We start from the raw sequence: 18,172 nt of genomic DNA on the forward strand, positions 1-18,172 counted from the left end.
TATGCGGTAACTTCCTTCATTCAAATCGTGTGCTCGCTAAAAATGATTATCGATCTTTGCTCAGGAAGCGTTTACATCAAGTATTAAAAATCAATGCAACGCTTTAAACATTTACTAGCTGATTATATTTATGCTAGTATGCGTTTTCTCAACAAAAATGAATAATTAACACAAGAAAAGTTTCAAAACTCCTAAAATATTATATTTCGAAATTTAAAACTTTTCATCTGCTAATTTATAGCAATAATTTAGTGAATTTGTCAACAAACTTAGAAAAAAAGCATGTTTTCAATTAATCAAAGTTTTTAGAAAAATCCCACAAGACAGAAAAACATGAAGACCAGCATAGGCTAGCCTTCATGATTTGAACAATTTAAGAAAATTATTTTGGTTCGTTTGGAACAACGATTGTACCATCAATGATTTGTTTTTTGAATTCTTCGATTTTAGCTTTTGTTTCTGAAGCCATAACACCGCGGTCATCAGCTAAGTCAACACCGTTATCAGCTAAACCGTAATTGATTAATTCTCCACCTGGGAATTTACCTTCTTTAGCTAATTTAGATACTTCTTGAGCAGCAACATCAACGCGTTTTAATACAGAAGTTAATGTTACGTTTGTATCCGCGTTTACTTGACCTTCATCGTATTGGTCACGGTCAACACCGATTACCCATACGTTAGCGTTTGGATCTTTTTGTTTACGTTCCTTAGCTTCTGTGAATAAACCGTTACCTACACCACCAGCAGCGTGGAAGATAATGTCAGCACCTTGATCATACATTAAAGCAGCAATTGAACGACCTTTTTCTGCATCTGAGAAGCTATCAGCATATTGTATTAATACTTCTACGTCTGGGTTAGCAGCTTCAACACCAGCTACGAAACCAGCTTCGAATCCACCGATAATTGCTCCTTCCATACCACCGATGAAACCAACTTTACCAGTTTTTGTTTCAAGAGCTGCTGCTACACCAGCAAGGAATGAAGCTTCGTTAGCGTTAAACATAATTGAAGCAACGTTTGGAAGATCTGGAACAACTTCGTCAATGATTGCGATTTGCGCATCTGTACGTTGTTCAGCAACTTCTACTACTGCGTCGTGTAATTTATATCCAACTGCGAATACTAAATCGAAATCACGTTGGATTAAGTTTGTTAAGTTCGTTACATAATCAGCTTCTGATTCAGATTGTAGGTAGTCGTAACCACCATTTCCTTTTGATAAACCGTTATCTTTACCGAATTGCTCAAGGCCTTCCCAAGTTGATTGGTTGAATGATTTATCATCAACTCCACCAACGTCAGTTACCATTGCAACTGAGAAATCATTTTCTTCTGTAGTAGTTTCACCAGTTGTTGTTTTTTCGCCTTCTTCTTTAGCACCACAAGCACCAAGAAGTGTTCCAACAGCTAAAATAGAAGCCATTGCAAAACCAAACTTACGTTTTTTCATGATTTTTGGTCCCCCCAAAGGATTAGTTAGTAATTTATTAGTAGGATCACTTATCTGCTCAAATAAGTATGTTTTCTCTATTTTCACACAAATTAGAACAATTCCTACTAACCGTTCATTAATATATCATTTTTTACAAACTATTAAAACTGTTTTTAATCAAATATGTTAAGTAACTTTAAAATTTGAAGAAATTTGTGCGAAATTTAGCGAATTATGTCATGCTAATTGGAGGTTTTAGAATTATTGTGACATACTAATAGGTTTGGTGGATCGGGGTGGAGTGTGGTTGGTTGGAAGATAAATGGAAAAATTAGAGGTTTTGGGGCTCAAGTGGTGTTTTAGGTAATAGCTGGGTCTAGGAGCTTAGGTTTGTTTGGGTGTGTTTTAGTGAAGGTATTGTGAGTGAATTCGGGTTAATGGACAGGTCGAGGTGGAATGTTTCTTGTTTTGTTCATTATCAGGGGTCTTATGGACAATTCGCGGATGAATGCTACTTGTTTTGTCCATTATCAGCGGTCTTATGGACAGTTCGGGGATGAATGCTACTTGTTTTGTCCATTATAAGCGGTCTTATGGACAATTCGGGGATGAATGCTACTTGTTTTGTCCATTAGAAGCGGTCTTATGGACAGTTCAAGGTGGAATGTTTATTGTTTTGTCCATTATAAACGGTCTTACGGACAGTTCGGGGAGAGTTCTTACTTGTTTTGTCCATTATCAGCGGTCTTATGGACAGTTCAGGGATGAATGCTACTTGTTTTGTCCATTAGAAGCGGTCTTATGGACAGTTCGGGGAGAGTTCTTACTTGTTTTGTCCATTATAAACGGTCTTATGGACAGTTCAAGGTGGAATGTTTCTTGTTTTGTCCATTATAAACGGTCTTATGGACAGTTCGGGGTGGGTTCTTACTTGTTTTGTCCATTATCAGCGGTCTTATGGACAATTAAGGACGATATTATAATAATATTGTCCATTAGAAAAATTCATAGTGACTTAACAAGTCTAATATTCTTTATTCAATTAACTTTGAATGCTTCTATGTTACCTTTCACTCCCAATTTTCGTTCACTTGATCACTTAGAAGGCCACTATGTTACCTTTCACTCCCAATTTTCATTCATTTGGTCACTTAGAACAGTTCTATGTTACCTTTCATTCTCAATTTTCATCCATTCGGTCACATAGAATGATTCTATGTTACCTTTCATTCTCAATTTTCATTCAATTGGTCACTTAGAAGCTCTCTATGTTACCTTTCACTCCTAATTTTCATACACTTGGTCACTTAGAACGGTTCTATGTTACCTTTCACACATGAATCTTATTCATTTGGTCACATAGATTGTCACTTTTGCTCACTCCCCCAACCTCATCCCCCAAAACAAAAAAACACAAAGACCAGCGCACCCTTGCGCCAGCCTTCGTGTTTCACTGATCACCCAATATTTATTATTTAGGTTCGTTCGGTACTTCGATTTCACCGTCGATGATTTTTTGTTTGTATTCTTCGATTTGAGCTTTTGTTTCGTCTGATAATGCACCACGGTCGTCGGCTAAGCTTACGCCGTTGTCAGCTAAACCGTAAGTGATTAATTCTCCACCTGGGAATTTACCTTCTTGAGCTAATTTAGCTACTTCTTGTGCAGCGATACCAACTTCTTTTAATACAGAAGTTAATACTACGTTTGTATCCGCGTTTACTTGACCTTCGTCGTATTGGTCACGGTCAACACCGATTACCCAAACGTTTGCATTTGGATCTTTTTGTTTACGTTCTTTTGCTTCTGTGAATAAACCGTTACCAGAACCACCAGCAGCGTGGAAGATAATGTCTGCGCCTTGGTCATACATTAATGCTGCGATTGAGCGTCCCTTTTCTGCATCCGTGAAGCTATCTACATATTGAACTAATACTTCTACGTCTGGATTAGCTGCTTCAACACCAGCTACGAAACCAGCTTCGAATCCACCGATAATTGCACCTTCCATACCACCGATGAAACCAACTTTACCAGTTTTTGTTTCAAGAGCTGCTGCTACACCAGCTAGGTATGAAGCTTCGTTTGCATTAAACATAATTGATGCTACGTTTGGAATATCTGGAACCACTTCGTCAATAATAGCGATTTTCGCATTTGGACGTTGTTCAGCTACTTCTACTACTGCATTATGAAGTTTATATCCAACACCGAATACTAAGTCGAAGTCACGTTGGATTAAGTTAGTTAAGTTTGTTACATAATCAGCTTCTGATTCAGATTGTAGGTAGTCGTAACCACCGTTACCTTTTTTTAAGCCGTTTTCTTTACCGAATTGCTCGATTCCTTCCCAAGTTGATTGGTTGAAGGATTTGTCGTCAATCCCACCTTCGTCAGTTACCATTGCAACTGAGAATGTGTCTTCGTCATTTTTTGCATTGTCTTTGCCTTCATCTTTCGTGCCACAAGCACCTAAAAGCGTACCAACAGCAAGAATTGAGACAATTGCAAACCCAAACTTACGTTTTTTCATGTTGTTGTACCTCCAAAGGATTTAGTAAGTATTTAGCAGTCTATGATGTTCGTCTTTACATCCTATATGGAAAATTACATGGAACAATTACTCCGTATAAACATCATTAGAGTTCAAAATTCGGAATGTCTCTTCGTACAAATTAATACAAAGGAGAATAAACCAAGTAATTACACAATTGATGCTGAACATTCCTACCAATGTTTATCAATATAACATGCTTTACATTAAATTAAAATAACTTTTACAAACTTTTGTTAAAAAAATGAACAAATGTTTATAAATTTGTTGAAAATGAATGAAAGCATTCTTTATTCTACGTTTTGTTTATTGATCAACACTTGTCTTGGTCTTGATCCATCAGGTGGACCGACTACGCCGCGCATTTCCATTTGATCGACAATTCGTGCTGCTCTTGAATAGCCTATTCTAAATCGTCGCTGTAGCATGGAAACCGAAGCTGTCTGCATTTCAACAACTAGTTGAACCGCCTCATCATATAATTCATCGACTTCTTCTTCAAAAGCCTTTTCAGGTTCATCGGTTGGGATCATTGTTTCATCGTACTGTGCCTTTTGCTGTTCAATTACGAAATCAACAACAGCCTCAACCTCATCATCCGATACGAATGCACCCTGTACACGAACCGGTTTTGATTCACCTGCTGGTAAGAATAACATATCACCTCTTCCCAATAGTCTTTCTGCACCGCCCATATCTAATATTGTGCGCGAATCGATCGCTGATGATACGGCAAAAGCTATACGGGAAGGAATATTCGCTTTAATGACCCCAGTGATAACGTCAACAGAAGGTCTTTGAGTTGCGATGATTAAGTGAATTCCGGCAGCACGCGCCATTTGAGCAAGTCGTGTAATGGAATCCTCAACATCATGGGAGGCAACCATCATTAAATCCGCTAACTCGTCAATAATCACAACGATATACGGAAGTTTCGGATGTTTCTCTCCATTTTCAGCATTGAATTGATCGACATGATCGTTATAACCTTTAATATTTCTCGTCCCTGTATGGGAGAATAAATCGTAGCGTCTTTCCATTTCAGAAACGACTTTTTGCAATGCTTGTGAAGCTTTACGTGCATCTGTTACAACTGGAGCCAATAAATGCGGGATTCCGTTATAAACATTTAACTCAACCATTTTCGGGTCTATTAACATCATCTTCACTTCATGAGGAGCTGCACGCATTAAAATGGATATAATAATACCGTTAATACAAACGGATTTACCACTACCAGTGGATCCCGCAACAAGTAAGTGCGGCATTTTATTTAACTCGGATAATATAGCTTGTCCTGTAATGTCGCGACCAAACCCAATTAGCAATTTCGAGTCAGGGCGATTGTTTTCTTTTGCTTCTAAAACTTCACGTAACGTAACCATGGCAACTTCGCTATTTGGTACTTCAATTCCGATAGCAGATTTCCCTGGAATTGGTGCCTCCATACGTATATCTTTTGCCGCAAGAGCAAGTGCTAGGTCATCCTGTAAACTTACGATTTTACTTACTTTCACCCCAACATCCGGCATGATTTCGTATTTCGTAACAGCTGGACCAAGGTGAACTTGTGTTACACGAGCTTTTACACCAAAGCTATGGAAAGTTTGCTCCAGTTTTTTTGCATTCATTTGAATAACTGAGTATTCGCCACTTTGGTCATGCTCAGGTGGTAATTGGAGTAAATTCATCGTTGGCAATTTATAGTCTGTGTTTTCAACATTTGTTTGAACCGCTTTTTTCAATTGCTCCTCGAACCCGTCATCCACTTCATCGATTTCGTCTTTAGCTGGTTCTGGCGGTTTTGGATCATGTTTAATATTTTGTGTAAACGCAGAAATAATTGGTTCCTTAGTTGGTTGTTGAATGATAATTGGTTCATCTTCGTACGTGTCGATACTCGTGGCAACAACTTCATTTATAGGGACATCTGGCGTCTTAGCAGCTGCTTTTCGTGCTGATCGGTTTTCACGTTTGGACTCTGCCTTTTCATTTTCATTCGCTTTTTCTATTTTCTTTGGTTTCTTTTTTCTTGCGAATCTTTTCTTAATATGCGGACCTTTTTCGATAATAAAGGGTATGAGTGCTTTACCTGTAAGTAAAATAAGTCCAATGAATAAAATCACCCATGCTGCTACTTTTGCACCACTTGCATCAAACAATACGTGGAATAAGCTAAATAAAACCGCACCAACCATTCCCCCGCCAAGTGCATCACTTCTTGTGGCTATTCCTTCATTTTCTATTAAGATTCTCCAAGTCTCTCTTAATACCGAATCTGAGAGAAGCGCATCTCTTCTAGTTAAATCATCAAATAAGAAACTGTGACTAAAGATCGTCAAACTACAAATTAATAAAATGAACCCGATTACGATTCGGTCTTTTAATGTAATTGGTCTTCTCTGAATCATTAACACTACTGCTAGAAACACAGTAAAAATGGGAATGAAAATATATAAATTTCCTAATAGAAACATGGAAGCGGATTGAGTAACGCTTCCAACAACACCGAATTCAAAAAAGACGATGATGCCAATTGCAATTAATAACAATCCCATAATTTCATATATTAATGGTCCACCTTTATTTTTTGCTTTTGTGGATGGTCTTCGTTTTCTCTCTGCCATTACTTTCACCTATTTCTTTACTGTAATTCTTATTTGCGATTTTTGAGCTGCTGTCACGGTTGTCTCACGGTAGCTGTCTCCATCGCAAATTTTGAGCAAATTCTACATCATTGAAGTGAAAAAGGATTTCCTTACCCGTATATTCGGTTAAGAAAATCCTCCGTTGTTTGTTCATTCACTTACAATGACTACTGTATATTAGTACTCCATAATGATTGGGATAATCATTGGGCGTCGTTTCGTTTGTTGGAATAGGAACGCGTTTAACGTGTCGCGAATTTCTTGCTTAATGTTTGTCCATTCAAATGTGTCTTTTGCAACATATTTTTCAATTACACCACGTGCTATTTCTGTTGCTTCCACGATTAACTCTTCTGATTCACGCACATACACAAATCCACGAGAAATGATTTCTGGACCTGAAGCAATTTTCTTTTGTGCACGGTTTAATGTTACAACGATGATGAAAATTCCATCTTGTGATAGAAGTTTACGGTCTCTTAAGACGATGTTTCCAACGTCACCAACACCAATTCCATCAATTAGGACATTTCCAGCATGAACACGACCGCTCATGCGCATTTTACCATTTTTATATTCAACGATATCGCCTTTATCTGCGATAAAAATTTGAGATTTCTGCATGCCCACTGCTTGCGCAATTTTTGAATGGGCAATTAACATACGGTATTCGCCTTGGATCGGGATTAGATATTTTGGCTTTAAAATGTTTAGCATGAATTTCAAATCTTCTTGACTACCATGTCCAGAAACATGGATTTTTTTATCGGCAGTCATTACCGTTGCCCCTGCTTTTGCAAGGTTATTCATAGCTGTACCAATTTGAATTTCCATCCCTGGTGAAGGTGTAAACGTGATTAGTACAGTGTCTGTATCTTTAATTCGGATATCACGATGTTGTTTTTTCACGATTTTATCAAGCGCATCGAGTGGTTCGCCTTGATTGCCCGTAACAATAATGATTAGCTCGTCATCATTGTATTTATGAATGTCTTGAACTGGGATTAATGTTTCTTCATCGATTGTTAGATAGCCAAGATTCACACCAATATTGATGACTTTCTCTAAACTTTTTCCAATCAATGCGACTTTACGATTTGCCTGTTGTGCATGAGTAAACACTTGTTGAATGCGGATGAAGTTCGACGCATACACCGCCACTAAAATACGAGCTGGTGCAGAGTAGAAAAGTTTTGCTAACTTATCTTCAATTACAGTTTCACTTGTTGTATAGCCTGGACGCTCTGCTTCAGTAGATTCAGATAATAGTAGGAAAACACCTTCTTCCCCTAATTGCGCCATTTTTGCGATGTCAGGCTTATATTTCCCTTTAGCAGATTGATCAAATTTAAATTCACCTGTGTAAACAATTGCACCTTCTGATGTATGGAAAACAATCGCTAATGCATCAGGAATACTATGTGTCACATGGAAAAACGTCACATATGTAGAATTGAAATTCATACGACTTCTATTCGTTACTTCAAAGAATTTAATTGGATGTGGAACAGGTAAGTCTTTTAAATGTTCTTTTGCTAAAGCAATTGTTAACTTTGAACCGTAAACAGGGGCTTGAACTTTTTGTAGTACATAGGCAATGGAGCCGATTGCGTCTTCATGACCATGTGTTAAAAAGATCCCTTTTACGCGTTGTTTATTTTCTTCAAGGTACGTGATATCAGGAATCACGATATCGATCCCAAGCATTTCATCTTCCGGGAACATTAAACCGCTGTCCACAACGAAAAGCTCATCATCGATTTCGACCACGTACATCGATTTTCCGATTTCCCCTACTCCTCCAAGAGGGATCACTCGGATGATTTCATTTTTTGTAATTGTCACTTGATTTCCTCCTATAATATTCGCCCTAGCAGATCGGATCTATTTTGGGAGTTTCTACTCATGTACATTTTACTCCGTTAACCATGATCCCAATCGCCTTAGGCACAACACTTACTTATTTATGTTTATAGTTTCTCGAATATATTGTTAAATTTCTTGCATTACGTCCAAATTCCAGGTATTTAGACTAATACTGTAAAAAAATGAATATCCCGAACAAAACAACCACTTAATATCCATTATAAGGTGTGTTTGGATATATAACAAATAAAAAGTGAAAGAGCGTGTTGGAATTGAGAGATGTTTACTAGAGAGGCGAAGTGGTGTGGGAGATTTGGTGATAGAATGGGGATTTTGGAGGATGGGATTGTGGGCGGTTTTGGTGGTGGATTGGGGATGAGTTTGCGGGAAGGTGCGGGTGCTTTGGGTTATGGCAGCACCACATTTAATTTGGCGTGATTAATATGTTTCGACTAATTCATATTTCATTCTGTTTTCATTGTATTTATAGCACTGAGCAGTTACTTCAGGGATTGGTTTTGTTTTTATTAACGCGTAATAAAGTTCATTGCCACCTGCAACAAAGCCAATTGTGCCATTCTGTTGGATATCATAAGGGGCGATTTTGTCACTTACTCGAAGCGTCGCTACCCCTTCCCAAACATCTTTGTACCCTTCTGGCGTGTAACGGATCACATAATGTGAGAAAGTACTTTTTGGGGAGTGTAGCTAAAGTAAGTAGTGGTGGGTGGGAGTAAAAAGATTCTATGAGACTTTTTGGAAAGAGTCCAGGGGATGATGGGGACTTAGAAGGGTTCTATGTTACCTTAAGGATTAGAATCGGGCTAGTTCGGGCACATAGAGCGGTTCTATGTTACCTTTTTGGTGTAATTTATGGGTGTTTGGGCACTTAGAACATTTCTATGTTACCTTTCAGATGAAAATCAAACTTGTTCGGGCACATAGAGCCGTTCTATGTTACCTTTTTGGTGAAATTTATGGGTGTTAGGGCACTTAGAAGGGTTCTATGTTACCTTTCGGATGAAAATCATACTCGTTCGGGCACATAGAGCCGTTTTATGTTACCTTTCACCAAAAATTCAAGCCTGTTTGGGCACTGATATGGAATTTCCTGTTATTTTATTGGACATTTCAATGTCGCATTCAATTAGTTTTGCCCATTAACACAATGTTAATGGACAGTATCAATTGCTTACCCTATTGTTTTGTCCATTATCGTCTTCATATTGGACAATACACCATTGTTTTTATTTGGTAATGTCCATTAACTCGCACTTAATGGACAAATCACGTTTATTTTCACTATGTTTTGTCTATTAACACCTATATAATGGACATTTCCACTTCACATCAGTTGGGTTTTGTCCATTAACCCTTTATTAGTCTGAATATTTCTATTCATATTTCTCATCTCCTCCACCCTCCCCGCTGTCCTACGCTCTAAACCAAAAAACCGACCAACACAATTTGTGTCAGTCGGTTCCCAATATATCAAGCGCCCACCACAGCTGCAGCGGAGCCACTCTTCATTCAAATTAATATTTCGCTCTGAACTTTTTCGCTTTGGCCTGGTAGGTATTCCAGACTTTATCGAAGTCTACTTTGTCTTCGTCTCTTAAGCCGACTAATGGGAGTCTGACGTGCTCGACGTCGAAGCCCATTTTGCTCATGGCGTATTTGACTGGGACTGGGTTTGGACTTGCGAATAGTTCGCGAACTAACGGCAATAAGGCTTGATGAATTTCTGCAGCAAGATCGTGACGGCCTTCATCAAAGGCGCGAATCATGAGTTGCATGTCGTTCCCTACTACGTGAGAGGCTACGGAAATGACGCCGCGGCCACCTGCAGCAATAAGTGGTAATGTTAGACTGTCGTCACCACTATAGACGTAAAAGTCATCGTCCACATTACCTAGAATTTCTGTCATTTGATCGAGACTGCCACTTGCTTCTTTGACAACTCGAATATTTGGAATCTTACTTAGTGCGATGGATGTTTCGGTTGATATATTCACTCCAGTACGACCAGGGACATTATAGACCACTATTGGTAAACTTGTGGATTTGGCAACTGCTTCAAAGTGTGCATAGATACCACGTTGGTTGGGTTTGTTGTAGAAAGGTGCAACGACCATGATGCCGTCTGCACCTGTACTTTCTACCCATTGTGCCGCCCCGATTGTATAAGCAGTGTCGTTGTAACCAATCCCTGCCACTACTGGGACACGTTTGTCTACCGTTTTAATCGTAAATTGGATGAATGCTCTTTTTTCTTCGATTGTTAAGGTCGGTGTTTCTCCTGTTGTTCCAGAAACTACGATTGAATCTGTGCCATTTTGTAATAAATGCTCAATAACTCGTTCCGCTACGACATAATCGATATCACCATTTCTGTCAAATGGGGTAATCATGGCCGTAGCTATCCGACCTAAATCCATTTAAACTTACACCCCTTATAGTAAGTTATCCTCCAACATCGTTTCTGCAATCTGAATTGAGTTAAGCGCAGCACCTTTTAATAAATTGTCGGATACAACCCATAAGTGGAAACCTTTTTTATTATCTAAGTCTTGGCGAATGCGACCTACGTAAACAGGGTCTTCGCCTTCAACGAAAATAGGCATTGGGTATTCTTGTTGAGTAATATCGTCTTGGAGTACAACGCCCGGAGCATTTCTTAATACGTCAAAAATTTCTTGAACGTTTGTTTCTTGCTCGACTTCAATATAAACCGATTCAGAGTGACCTGAAACGACTGGAACACGTACACATGTTGCAGCAACGTGAAGCTCTGGTAAGTGCATGATTTTTTTCGTTTCGTTGATCATTTTCATTTCTTCATACGTATAGCCATTTTCCGTAAATACATCGATTTGCGGAATAACGTTACGTGCGATTGGATAGTGTTTTTTATCTGATTTTGCAGGAAGAATATTCGCTTCTACGTTTTTCCCTTTTTCCCACTCCGCGCTTTGTGCACGAAGTTCTTGAATAGCAGAAATACCTGAACCTGATACTGCTTGGTAAGTAGAAACAACTACTTTTGATAAACCAAATTTTTCACGGATTGGTTGTAGTGCCACTACCATTTGGATTGTTGAACAGTTTGGATTTGCGATAATTCCGTTATGTTTCGCAAGATCTCCTCTGTTTACTTCAGGTACAACTAATGGTACTTCTGGGTGCATACGGAAATGACTTGTATTGTCAATTACTACTGCACCACGTTTTGCAGCTTCTGGAGCTAATTTGGCAGAAACTGATCCACCAGCAGAGAAGAATGCTACATCCACACCTTCAAAGGCTTCTGGAGTAGCTTCTTCAATGATATACGTTTTGCCATTAAATTCGATTTCTTTACCTGCTGAACGAGCAGAAGCAAGAAACTTTATATGTTTAATCGGAAATTCCCGTTTAATTAACTGTTCTTTCATTTGTGAACCTACTGCGCCTGTTGCACCAACAATTGCAACTACTAATTGCTTTGTCATATCTCATCTCTCCTCATTACTAATTACATAATGGTTGAAATTGTATCATAGTTTTTTTGTTTTGTGTGAGAAATGTTTTACTAATATTTGTGTAATTTTTGACTATTTATAATATTGGATTAATAAAGGTTGGAGTTGTTTTTTATATAAAAGCGCATGTTCTACAGTTTCACGCATTTTAGTAAAGTCAGCAATTAATGAATTTGGTTTGTTAATAGGGTCATCTTGCCCGAATGGGATAAAGTAGATATTTTTGGAGTTCATTAATCTCATAATGTTGACGCCGTTTAAACCTAGGGCATCATTTGTGGAGATACCAAGTACAACAGGTGATCCATTTCGTAATGTAGCTTTTGCTGCCATTAGTACAGGGCTATCTGTAGCGGCATTGGCAAATTTACTAATGGAGTTTCCTGTCATTGGTGCAATGACCATTGCATCTAATGGATTTTTCGGTCCAAAAGGTTCTGCTTCTACAATAGAAGATACTACTCTTTCCCCAGCAATCGACTCGATTTTTTTAATCCACTCTTCACCTGTACCAAATCGAGTCGCTGCTGTTAATACAGAATGTGTAATAATTGGTACAACTGTCGCTCCCGCTTCTGTAAATTGTGTTATTTTCGGCACAACATCCTCATACGTACAATGGGATGCCGTGATGCCAAGGCCTATGCGTTTTCCTTCTAGCATTCTTCTCTCCCCCTTATTTGTCCAACAATTGATTCATATAAAACATGAGCTGCATCTTGTGGAAAATATTTTCCAGGTAGTGCAGGCAATAATTCGTAATTAGAACGTTCCACATTATCTTGTAAACACCCTGGAGAGGAAGCTAGATCATAGATTGGCATTTCGATATCGCTATTAAATTTTTCGTCGATCCATTTAGCGGGAATCGTATTGATGAAATAATCTCCTTTTACTTTTGAAACATTGTCTAAATAAACGGCCTCATATTGAAAAGCCTTCGCTTCATTCAACTGAACATGGGCACGCACAGCGATACATACTTCCCCACCAATACTTTTTAGTACGTGGGCAAGCAGTTTAGAAACGCGTCCGAACCCTGTAATAATGAATTTCTTGCCGTAAATTGCCTGTTTCGTATTATGGAAAAATGAAATAAAACCTTCTGCAGTTAATTGTGCATTTTTCCAAATGAAAGATTCATCTTGTAAATAGTAATGAATGTCGTGATTTTTTAATATTTCTTTCCATTCCTCATTGAGCTTCCCTGCAAAAATTTTCGCATTGGAAAGCCCCAAAACAACTGCAACCTCTATTGGTAGCGGATGAATGGGTAATACGACGTGATTAGGTTGAAAGTTAAATGCAGTTAAGTTTAATTCTTCGCTCCATGTGGTTTCGCTTTTGTAGTAAACAGTACGATCCCCATTACTTAGCTTTTTTGCTAAACTTTTTAGTCTTGCATCGGTACCAATAATAAGCCACTTCTCATTTTCCATCAGTCATACTGTTTTCTTGTTGGTTTCGCCTTTCGAAATAGAATACGATCCTCACCAATTAGATGAATCTCTTCCCAAGGGATAAATAGTGTTTGCGTTGATTTTTTCTTTTGAAAAGGTATCTTAGCCGATTGATCCAACAGTTCAAATCCGTAAATAATCCCTGTTTTCGGATCAAAAATACATTCCGTTTCCGCTAAGAATCCAAATCGCACACCATTCTCCATTTCGATCAGCTCTTTTTCAGCAAGCTCCGATAACAGCATGTTTTCCCTCCTCCCGAGCTCATTGTTAGCATATGCAGTACTTAATTTTTGGGTGATGCTCCAAATGAAAGTTTTCTTCTTGTAAAAATTTTCAAACAATATCACTAGACATCACCGTTCTAACTGTATATACTGTGTATATACAGTTGAACGTGGGACATTGGGGACAGTAAAAGTGTCCCAGTTTTGTTAATGGAACATTTGAGTAGGTATGGCTTCCTAGTTCTAAACAGTTTTGAGTGTTTTCTGTCCCCACGTCCCTAAGTTGATTTTAAGGTGGTGCATGGATGTTTATTCGACTTAGTAATGCTAGTGATAAACCAATATATGAACAAATTACACAACAAATTAAACAAGCGATTCTTTCAGGCAAATATAAGTCAGGTGACCCCCTCCCTTCGATCCGCGCCCTTGCTAAAGATTTAAAAATTAGTGTGATGACGACAAAGCGGGCATATGCGGATTTAGAACGAGATGGCTTCATCGAAACTGTTGCTGGAAAAGGTAGTTTCGTCGCTGAGCGCAATCAAGACTTCCTACACGAAGAACTACTGCGTCAAGTGGAAGAACACTTACAAAAAGCCGTAACCCTTGCCAAAACAGCAGGACTCCCATCAAAAGAGGTTCAAGAGCTGCTTACCCTGCTGTTGGAGGAAGGTTAGTTGTGGGACGGTGGGGACAGTAAAAGTGTCCCAGCTTGATGGTGGGACACTTTTACTGTCCCCAATGTCCCTAGTCTAAAAGAAACGGAGGATGAATTTATGACGAATGCGATTGAAGTGATTAATTTACGTAAGTTTTTACAAAAATTCCAACTGAAAGATGTGTCCTTCACCCTTCCTAAAGGAACCATAATGGGGTTTGTTGGTGAGAATGGTGCGGGGAAAACTACGACGATTAAATGTATATTGGATTTATTAAAAATCGATGCTGGGAAAATTCGTTTATTTGGCAAAGAGATGTCTGAGGATGAACTTGCCATTAAATCCGAAATTGGTGTCGTGTTTGATGACCTTCATTTTCCTGAAACATTAACGGCGAAAAAAATTAGCAAATTCATGAACAAAGTCTTTTCTAACTGGGATGAATCTTACTATTTTCATTTATTAAATAAATTGAAAGTCCAAGAAAACAAAAAGTTAAATGAACTGTCCCGTGGTATGAAAATGAAATTGTCGATTGCGATTGCCCTCGCTCATCATCCGAAGTTATTAATTTTAGATGAACCGACGAGCGGACTTGACCCAATTGTTCGCGATGAAATTCTCGACCTCTTTTTAGAGTTTATGCAAAACGAAGAACACAGCATTCTGTTTTCATCCCATATCACAAGTGATTTAGAGAAAATCGCGGATTATATTACCTTTATTCACGAAGGGAAAATCTTATTTAGTGAGAGTAAAGATACGCTGCTATATGAATATGCGATTTGGCGAGGTACAAAAGAAGAATTAAAGGACCTACCTCCAGAAAGTATCCTTGCTACGCGTGAAAACTCATTCGGACTTGAAGTTCTTGTGAAACGAAATGAAGTAAGTACAGCTTTTGAATTAGCTCAACCTACTATTGAAGAAATCATGTTAATTTATGTGAAAGGGGTACATGGCAGTGCGAGCTTTGTTGATGAAAGATTTTTTAATGCTAACTAAACAAATCAAATGGATGATTGGCATTTTCGCGATTTTTATCTTAATTTCCCTCATTACAGATATGGGTGCGGTTTTGATCATATTTGCGCTGATTTTTGCTTCCTTGCAACTGTCCACTGCCTTTTCATTTGATGAGATGAGTAAGTGGGATAAATACGTGAATACTCTACCGATTGATCGAAAAACGATTGTTCAAAGTAAATTTATTTTAGGGTTGATTTTGATTATTATCGGGATGGTAATATTAACCCCGATCGCTTATATTTCAGGTGATTTTATTAATACATTATCTCCATTTGAGATTTTTCAATGGCTTGTGATCATTTTATCTGTTGGTCTATTGTATGTCTCTATCACGATCCCGTTTTATATTAAATTCGGTTCCGATAAAGCGAAATTGATCATTTTTGCTATTGTGTTTATTCCGGTATTTGGTTCAAGTTTTATTCAACAATATTTTCAGAACATTGATATGAATCAAGTTAAGAATTTCATTAACTATGTACCTATTGGGGCTTTCATTATTCTATTAATTTCCTATATTCTTTCGGTTAAATGGTATGGACAAAAGCAGTTTTAAGGGGGGCTAAAATGCTGGCATTACTGCATTTTCACATCTCACATCAATTGGGAGCAATGTTAGTTTCAATCGGAATGCTTATCGTTTTTAGTTTACTTTATCTTTTCTCTGGGTTTACCTTTTCATTAGAAATATATATTTTCATTTGCATTTCGATTTTTGCGGTAGAAGTTATTGCTATTACAAGAAGAAGGAATTTGGAAAATTATTTTAACACTTTTCCTATTAAACGGAAAAATCATGTTATGGCACCGATGTTAATAGCGTGGGGTTACTGTGTTTTGATCTTTCTATTTGGTTTGCCTGTAGCTTTGGTAAGTGAAGACCAGAGTGGTAAAGGTATTTTATTCTCTTATTCACTCTATTTTTGCATGTCGATTACAAGTATCGCGGTGGTGTTTTATATAAATTACCGTTTTCGAGATCGTGATAAATTCCAGTTCATGAGTTATTGTGTAGCGATTGGTACATCCATTGTTGTTGGGATTATTTACATTATTTTCATGATTTTCCTTGGGTTTATTCCATATTATTTGATTCCCGTACTCTTTCATATTGTTTTATGGATTAGTTATAAGAAGTGCGTGAGGATGTACGAATTGGATATTGTGTAATGAAAAAAACTAAGTGAGTATCTGGGCTCACTTAGTTTTTTAGGTTTTATTTTATTTAACATTTTGTCCTATCAGTGCAATCGCTGGGTCCGCGCTTAAAGTTTGTCTTAATAGCGAGTTTACTTGATCCAGGGTTACTTTATCAATCTCGGCGATAATATCATCCATCGTCATATGCTTCCCGTGAATTAATTCGTTTCGGCCGTTGTGACTCATTCGTGCATTTGTACCCTCTAGGCTAAGAACGAAGCTTCCTTTAAGCTGTTCCTTTGCGTTGTGTACTTCCGTTTCGGAAACACCTTCGCTTTTTATTTTCATGAGTGTTTCGTCAATCGATTCCTGAAGCAGTGGGTATTGCTGATTATTTGTGCTTCCGTAAATCGTCAGTGACCCGACGTCCGTGTAACTTGAATGATAAGAGAAAATATTATACGCAAGCCCCTTATCCTCGCGAATCTCTTGGAATAAACGAGATGACATATTCCCACCAAGGATGTTATTCATGGCAATAAAACTATAGTAACCTTTGTCATTCACGCCAACACCAGGATACGCAATTGCAATATGCGACTGCTCCACATCTCTACTTTTTACAAATCGTCCTGAATGAAATGCAGGATACGTCACAGTTTGCTCTATTGCATGCGGAGATCTTGTGAATTGGCTAAATAGCTTTTCAATATGTACTAATAATTCCGTCGTAATATTCCCAGCCACAGAGATCACAATATTTTCTGGGTAATAATGCTTTTGCATATAATTGTAGATTGTGTCCGCTGAAAACGTTTCTAGTGTCTTGCTGTTTCCTAAGATCGGTAGTCCAAGTGAATCTGTTGGATACATAACCTGCCACAATTGCTCATGAATGTCATCATCAGGCGCATCTTCACTCATCAGGATTTCTTCAAGTACAACTTGTCTTTCTTTTTCCAACTCTACTGGATTGAAAAGCGAGTTGAAAAACATATCCGCTAAGATCGTGATTGCGAGCTCACCATGATGATCGAGCACTTTTGCGTAGTAGCAAGTGTTCTCTTTTGTTGTGAAGGCGTTGATTTCCCCACCGATTCGGTCGAACTCCTCTGCGATTTGTTTCGCCGTTCTCGTCTTCGTCCCTTTAAAAAGCATATGCTCAATAAAATGCGTAATGCCGTTCTCTTCCGGTGCTTCGAAACGAGATCCAGCCCCTACCCATATCCCTACTGATATAGAACGCACATGCGGAATAACCTCCGACACAATGCGCACCCCATTTTGACATGTATATACCGATACCATTCGCTCACCTATTTCAAAAAAATCTAACATTTATACATCATATGCTAATTTGTGGGAGGATTCAACTGAGGGGGTTTTGGGGGCGGGGTTTTAGGGCGGTTTATTTTGACAGAAATTCGTGGATTAAGTCAAAGTTGTCAGGATACTGGGGTTATTTGGACAGAATTTCGTGAATTCATTCTAAGTTGTCTAAATACTGGGCTTATTTGGACAGAATTTCGTGAATCCAATCTAAGTTGTCTAAATACGATGCTTATTTAGACAAAATTCCGTGATTCTATTCAAAATTGTCTAAATAACTGGTTTATTTTGACAGAAT

At 38.2% G+C, this 18,172-nt stretch carries 15 protein-coding genes; 4 read left to right on the plus strand and 11 right to left on the minus strand.

Going from position 1 to position 18,172, the window contains the following annotated elements; translation table 11 throughout:
- Positions 1 to 382 precede the first annotated feature (382 nt).
- The 10 genes from ACOQFO_RS16840 to ACOQFO_RS16885 form a co-directional block, all read right to left on the minus strand.
- Positions 383 to 1,456, minus strand: a complete 1,074-nt coding sequence (locus ACOQFO_RS16840; protein ID WP_421690837.1) for a BMP family lipoprotein — start codon at positions 1,454 to 1,456, stop codon at positions 383 to 385.
- Between the two features lie 1,453 nt (positions 1,457 to 2,909).
- The gene (locus ACOQFO_RS16845; protein ID WP_421690838.1) at positions 2,910 to 3,971 is read right to left on the minus strand and encodes a BMP family lipoprotein; all 1,062 of its coding nucleotides are present in this window, start codon (positions 3,969 to 3,971) and stop codon (positions 2,910 to 2,912) included.
- A gap of 311 nt (positions 3,972 to 4,282) precedes the next feature.
- Positions 4,283 to 6,619 carry a DNA translocase FtsK gene (locus tag ACOQFO_RS16850; protein WP_421690839.1) on the minus strand — a complete coding sequence of 779 codons (2,337 nt, stop codon included), beginning with the start codon at positions 6,617 to 6,619 and terminating at the stop codon, positions 4,283 to 4,285.
- A 198-nt stretch (positions 6,620 to 6,817) separates the two neighbouring features.
- Positions 6,818 to 8,485, minus strand: coding sequence for a ribonuclease J (locus tag ACOQFO_RS16855; RefSeq protein ID WP_421690840.1), 1,668 nt, complete (start codon positions 8,483 to 8,485; stop codon positions 6,818 to 6,820).
- A gap of 459 nt (positions 8,486 to 8,944) precedes the next feature.
- The gene (locus ACOQFO_RS16860) at positions 8,945 to 9,181 is read right to left on the minus strand and encodes a hypothetical protein (RefSeq protein WP_421690841.1); all 237 of its coding nucleotides are present in this window, start codon (positions 9,179 to 9,181) and stop codon (positions 8,945 to 8,947) included.
- 860 nt (positions 9,182 to 10,041) lie between these two features.
- A complete protein-coding gene (gene dapA, locus ACOQFO_RS16865; RefSeq protein ID WP_421690842.1) occupies positions 10,042 to 10,944 on the minus strand; it encodes a 4-hydroxy-tetrahydrodipicolinate synthase in 903 nt (300 codons plus the stop codon).
- A gap of 15 nt (positions 10,945 to 10,959) precedes the next feature.
- Positions 10,960 to 11,997 carry an aspartate-semialdehyde dehydrogenase gene (locus ACOQFO_RS16870; protein WP_421690843.1) on the minus strand — a complete coding sequence of 346 codons (1,038 nt, stop codon included), beginning with the start codon at positions 11,995 to 11,997 and terminating at the stop codon, positions 10,960 to 10,962.
- A 102-nt stretch (positions 11,998 to 12,099) separates the two neighbouring features.
- Positions 12,100 to 12,690, minus strand: a complete 591-nt coding sequence (locus ACOQFO_RS16875) for a dipicolinate synthase subunit B (RefSeq protein ID WP_421690844.1) — start codon at positions 12,688 to 12,690, stop codon at positions 12,100 to 12,102.
- Complete coding sequence (locus ACOQFO_RS16880) at positions 12,684 to 13,466, minus strand: dipicolinate synthase subunit A (RefSeq protein ID WP_421690845.1); 783 nt, start codon at positions 13,464 to 13,466, stop codon at positions 12,684 to 12,686. The genes ACOQFO_RS16875 and ACOQFO_RS16880 overlap by 7 nt, the downstream gene beginning before the upstream one ends.
- Positions 13,466 to 13,732: a YlmC/YmxH family sporulation protein gene (locus ACOQFO_RS16885; RefSeq protein ID WP_421690846.1), complete on the minus strand. Its 267-nt coding sequence runs from the start codon at positions 13,730 to 13,732 to the stop codon at positions 13,466 to 13,468. The genes ACOQFO_RS16880 and ACOQFO_RS16885 overlap by 1 nt, the downstream gene beginning before the upstream one ends.
- A gap of 287 nt (positions 13,733 to 14,019) precedes the next feature.
- Here ACOQFO_RS16885 and ACOQFO_RS16890 point away from each other — a divergent pair, with 287 nt between their 5' ends.
- The 4 genes from ACOQFO_RS16890 (at position 14,020) to ACOQFO_RS16905 (ending at position 16,575) form a co-directional block, all read left to right on the plus strand.
- A complete protein-coding gene (locus tag ACOQFO_RS16890) occupies positions 14,020 to 14,394 on the plus strand; it encodes a GntR family transcriptional regulator (protein ID WP_421690847.1) in 375 nt (124 codons plus the stop codon).
- Between the two features lie 99 nt (positions 14,395 to 14,493).
- Complete coding sequence (locus tag ACOQFO_RS16895; RefSeq protein ID WP_421690848.1) at positions 14,494 to 15,381, plus strand: ABC transporter ATP-binding protein; 888 nt, start codon at positions 14,494 to 14,496, stop codon at positions 15,379 to 15,381.
- Entirely contained in the window at positions 15,341 to 15,961 is a 621-nt protein-coding gene (locus ACOQFO_RS16900; RefSeq protein ID WP_421690849.1) for an ABC-2 transporter permease, read from the plus strand. Before ACOQFO_RS16895 ends, ACOQFO_RS16900 begins: the two co-directional genes overlap by 41 nt.
- An 11-nt stretch (positions 15,962 to 15,972) precedes the next feature.
- The gene (locus tag ACOQFO_RS16905; RefSeq protein WP_421690850.1) at positions 15,973 to 16,575 is read left to right on the plus strand and encodes a hypothetical protein; all 603 of its coding nucleotides are present in this window, start codon (positions 15,973 to 15,975) and stop codon (positions 16,573 to 16,575) included.
- 51 nt (positions 16,576 to 16,626) lie between these two features.
- On the opposite strand, the gene ACOQFO_RS16910 is transcribed toward ACOQFO_RS16905, so the two are convergent.
- Complete coding sequence (locus tag ACOQFO_RS16910; protein WP_421691083.1) at positions 16,627 to 17,853, minus strand: M16 family metallopeptidase; 1,227 nt, start codon at positions 17,851 to 17,853, stop codon at positions 16,627 to 16,629.
- Positions 17,854 to 18,172: the final 319 nt, after the last annotated feature.

The organism is Ureibacillus sp. MALMAid1270, from assembly GCF_049202975.1.
Classification (GTDB): domain Bacteria; phylum Bacillota; class Bacilli; order Bacillales_A; family Planococcaceae; genus Ureibacillus.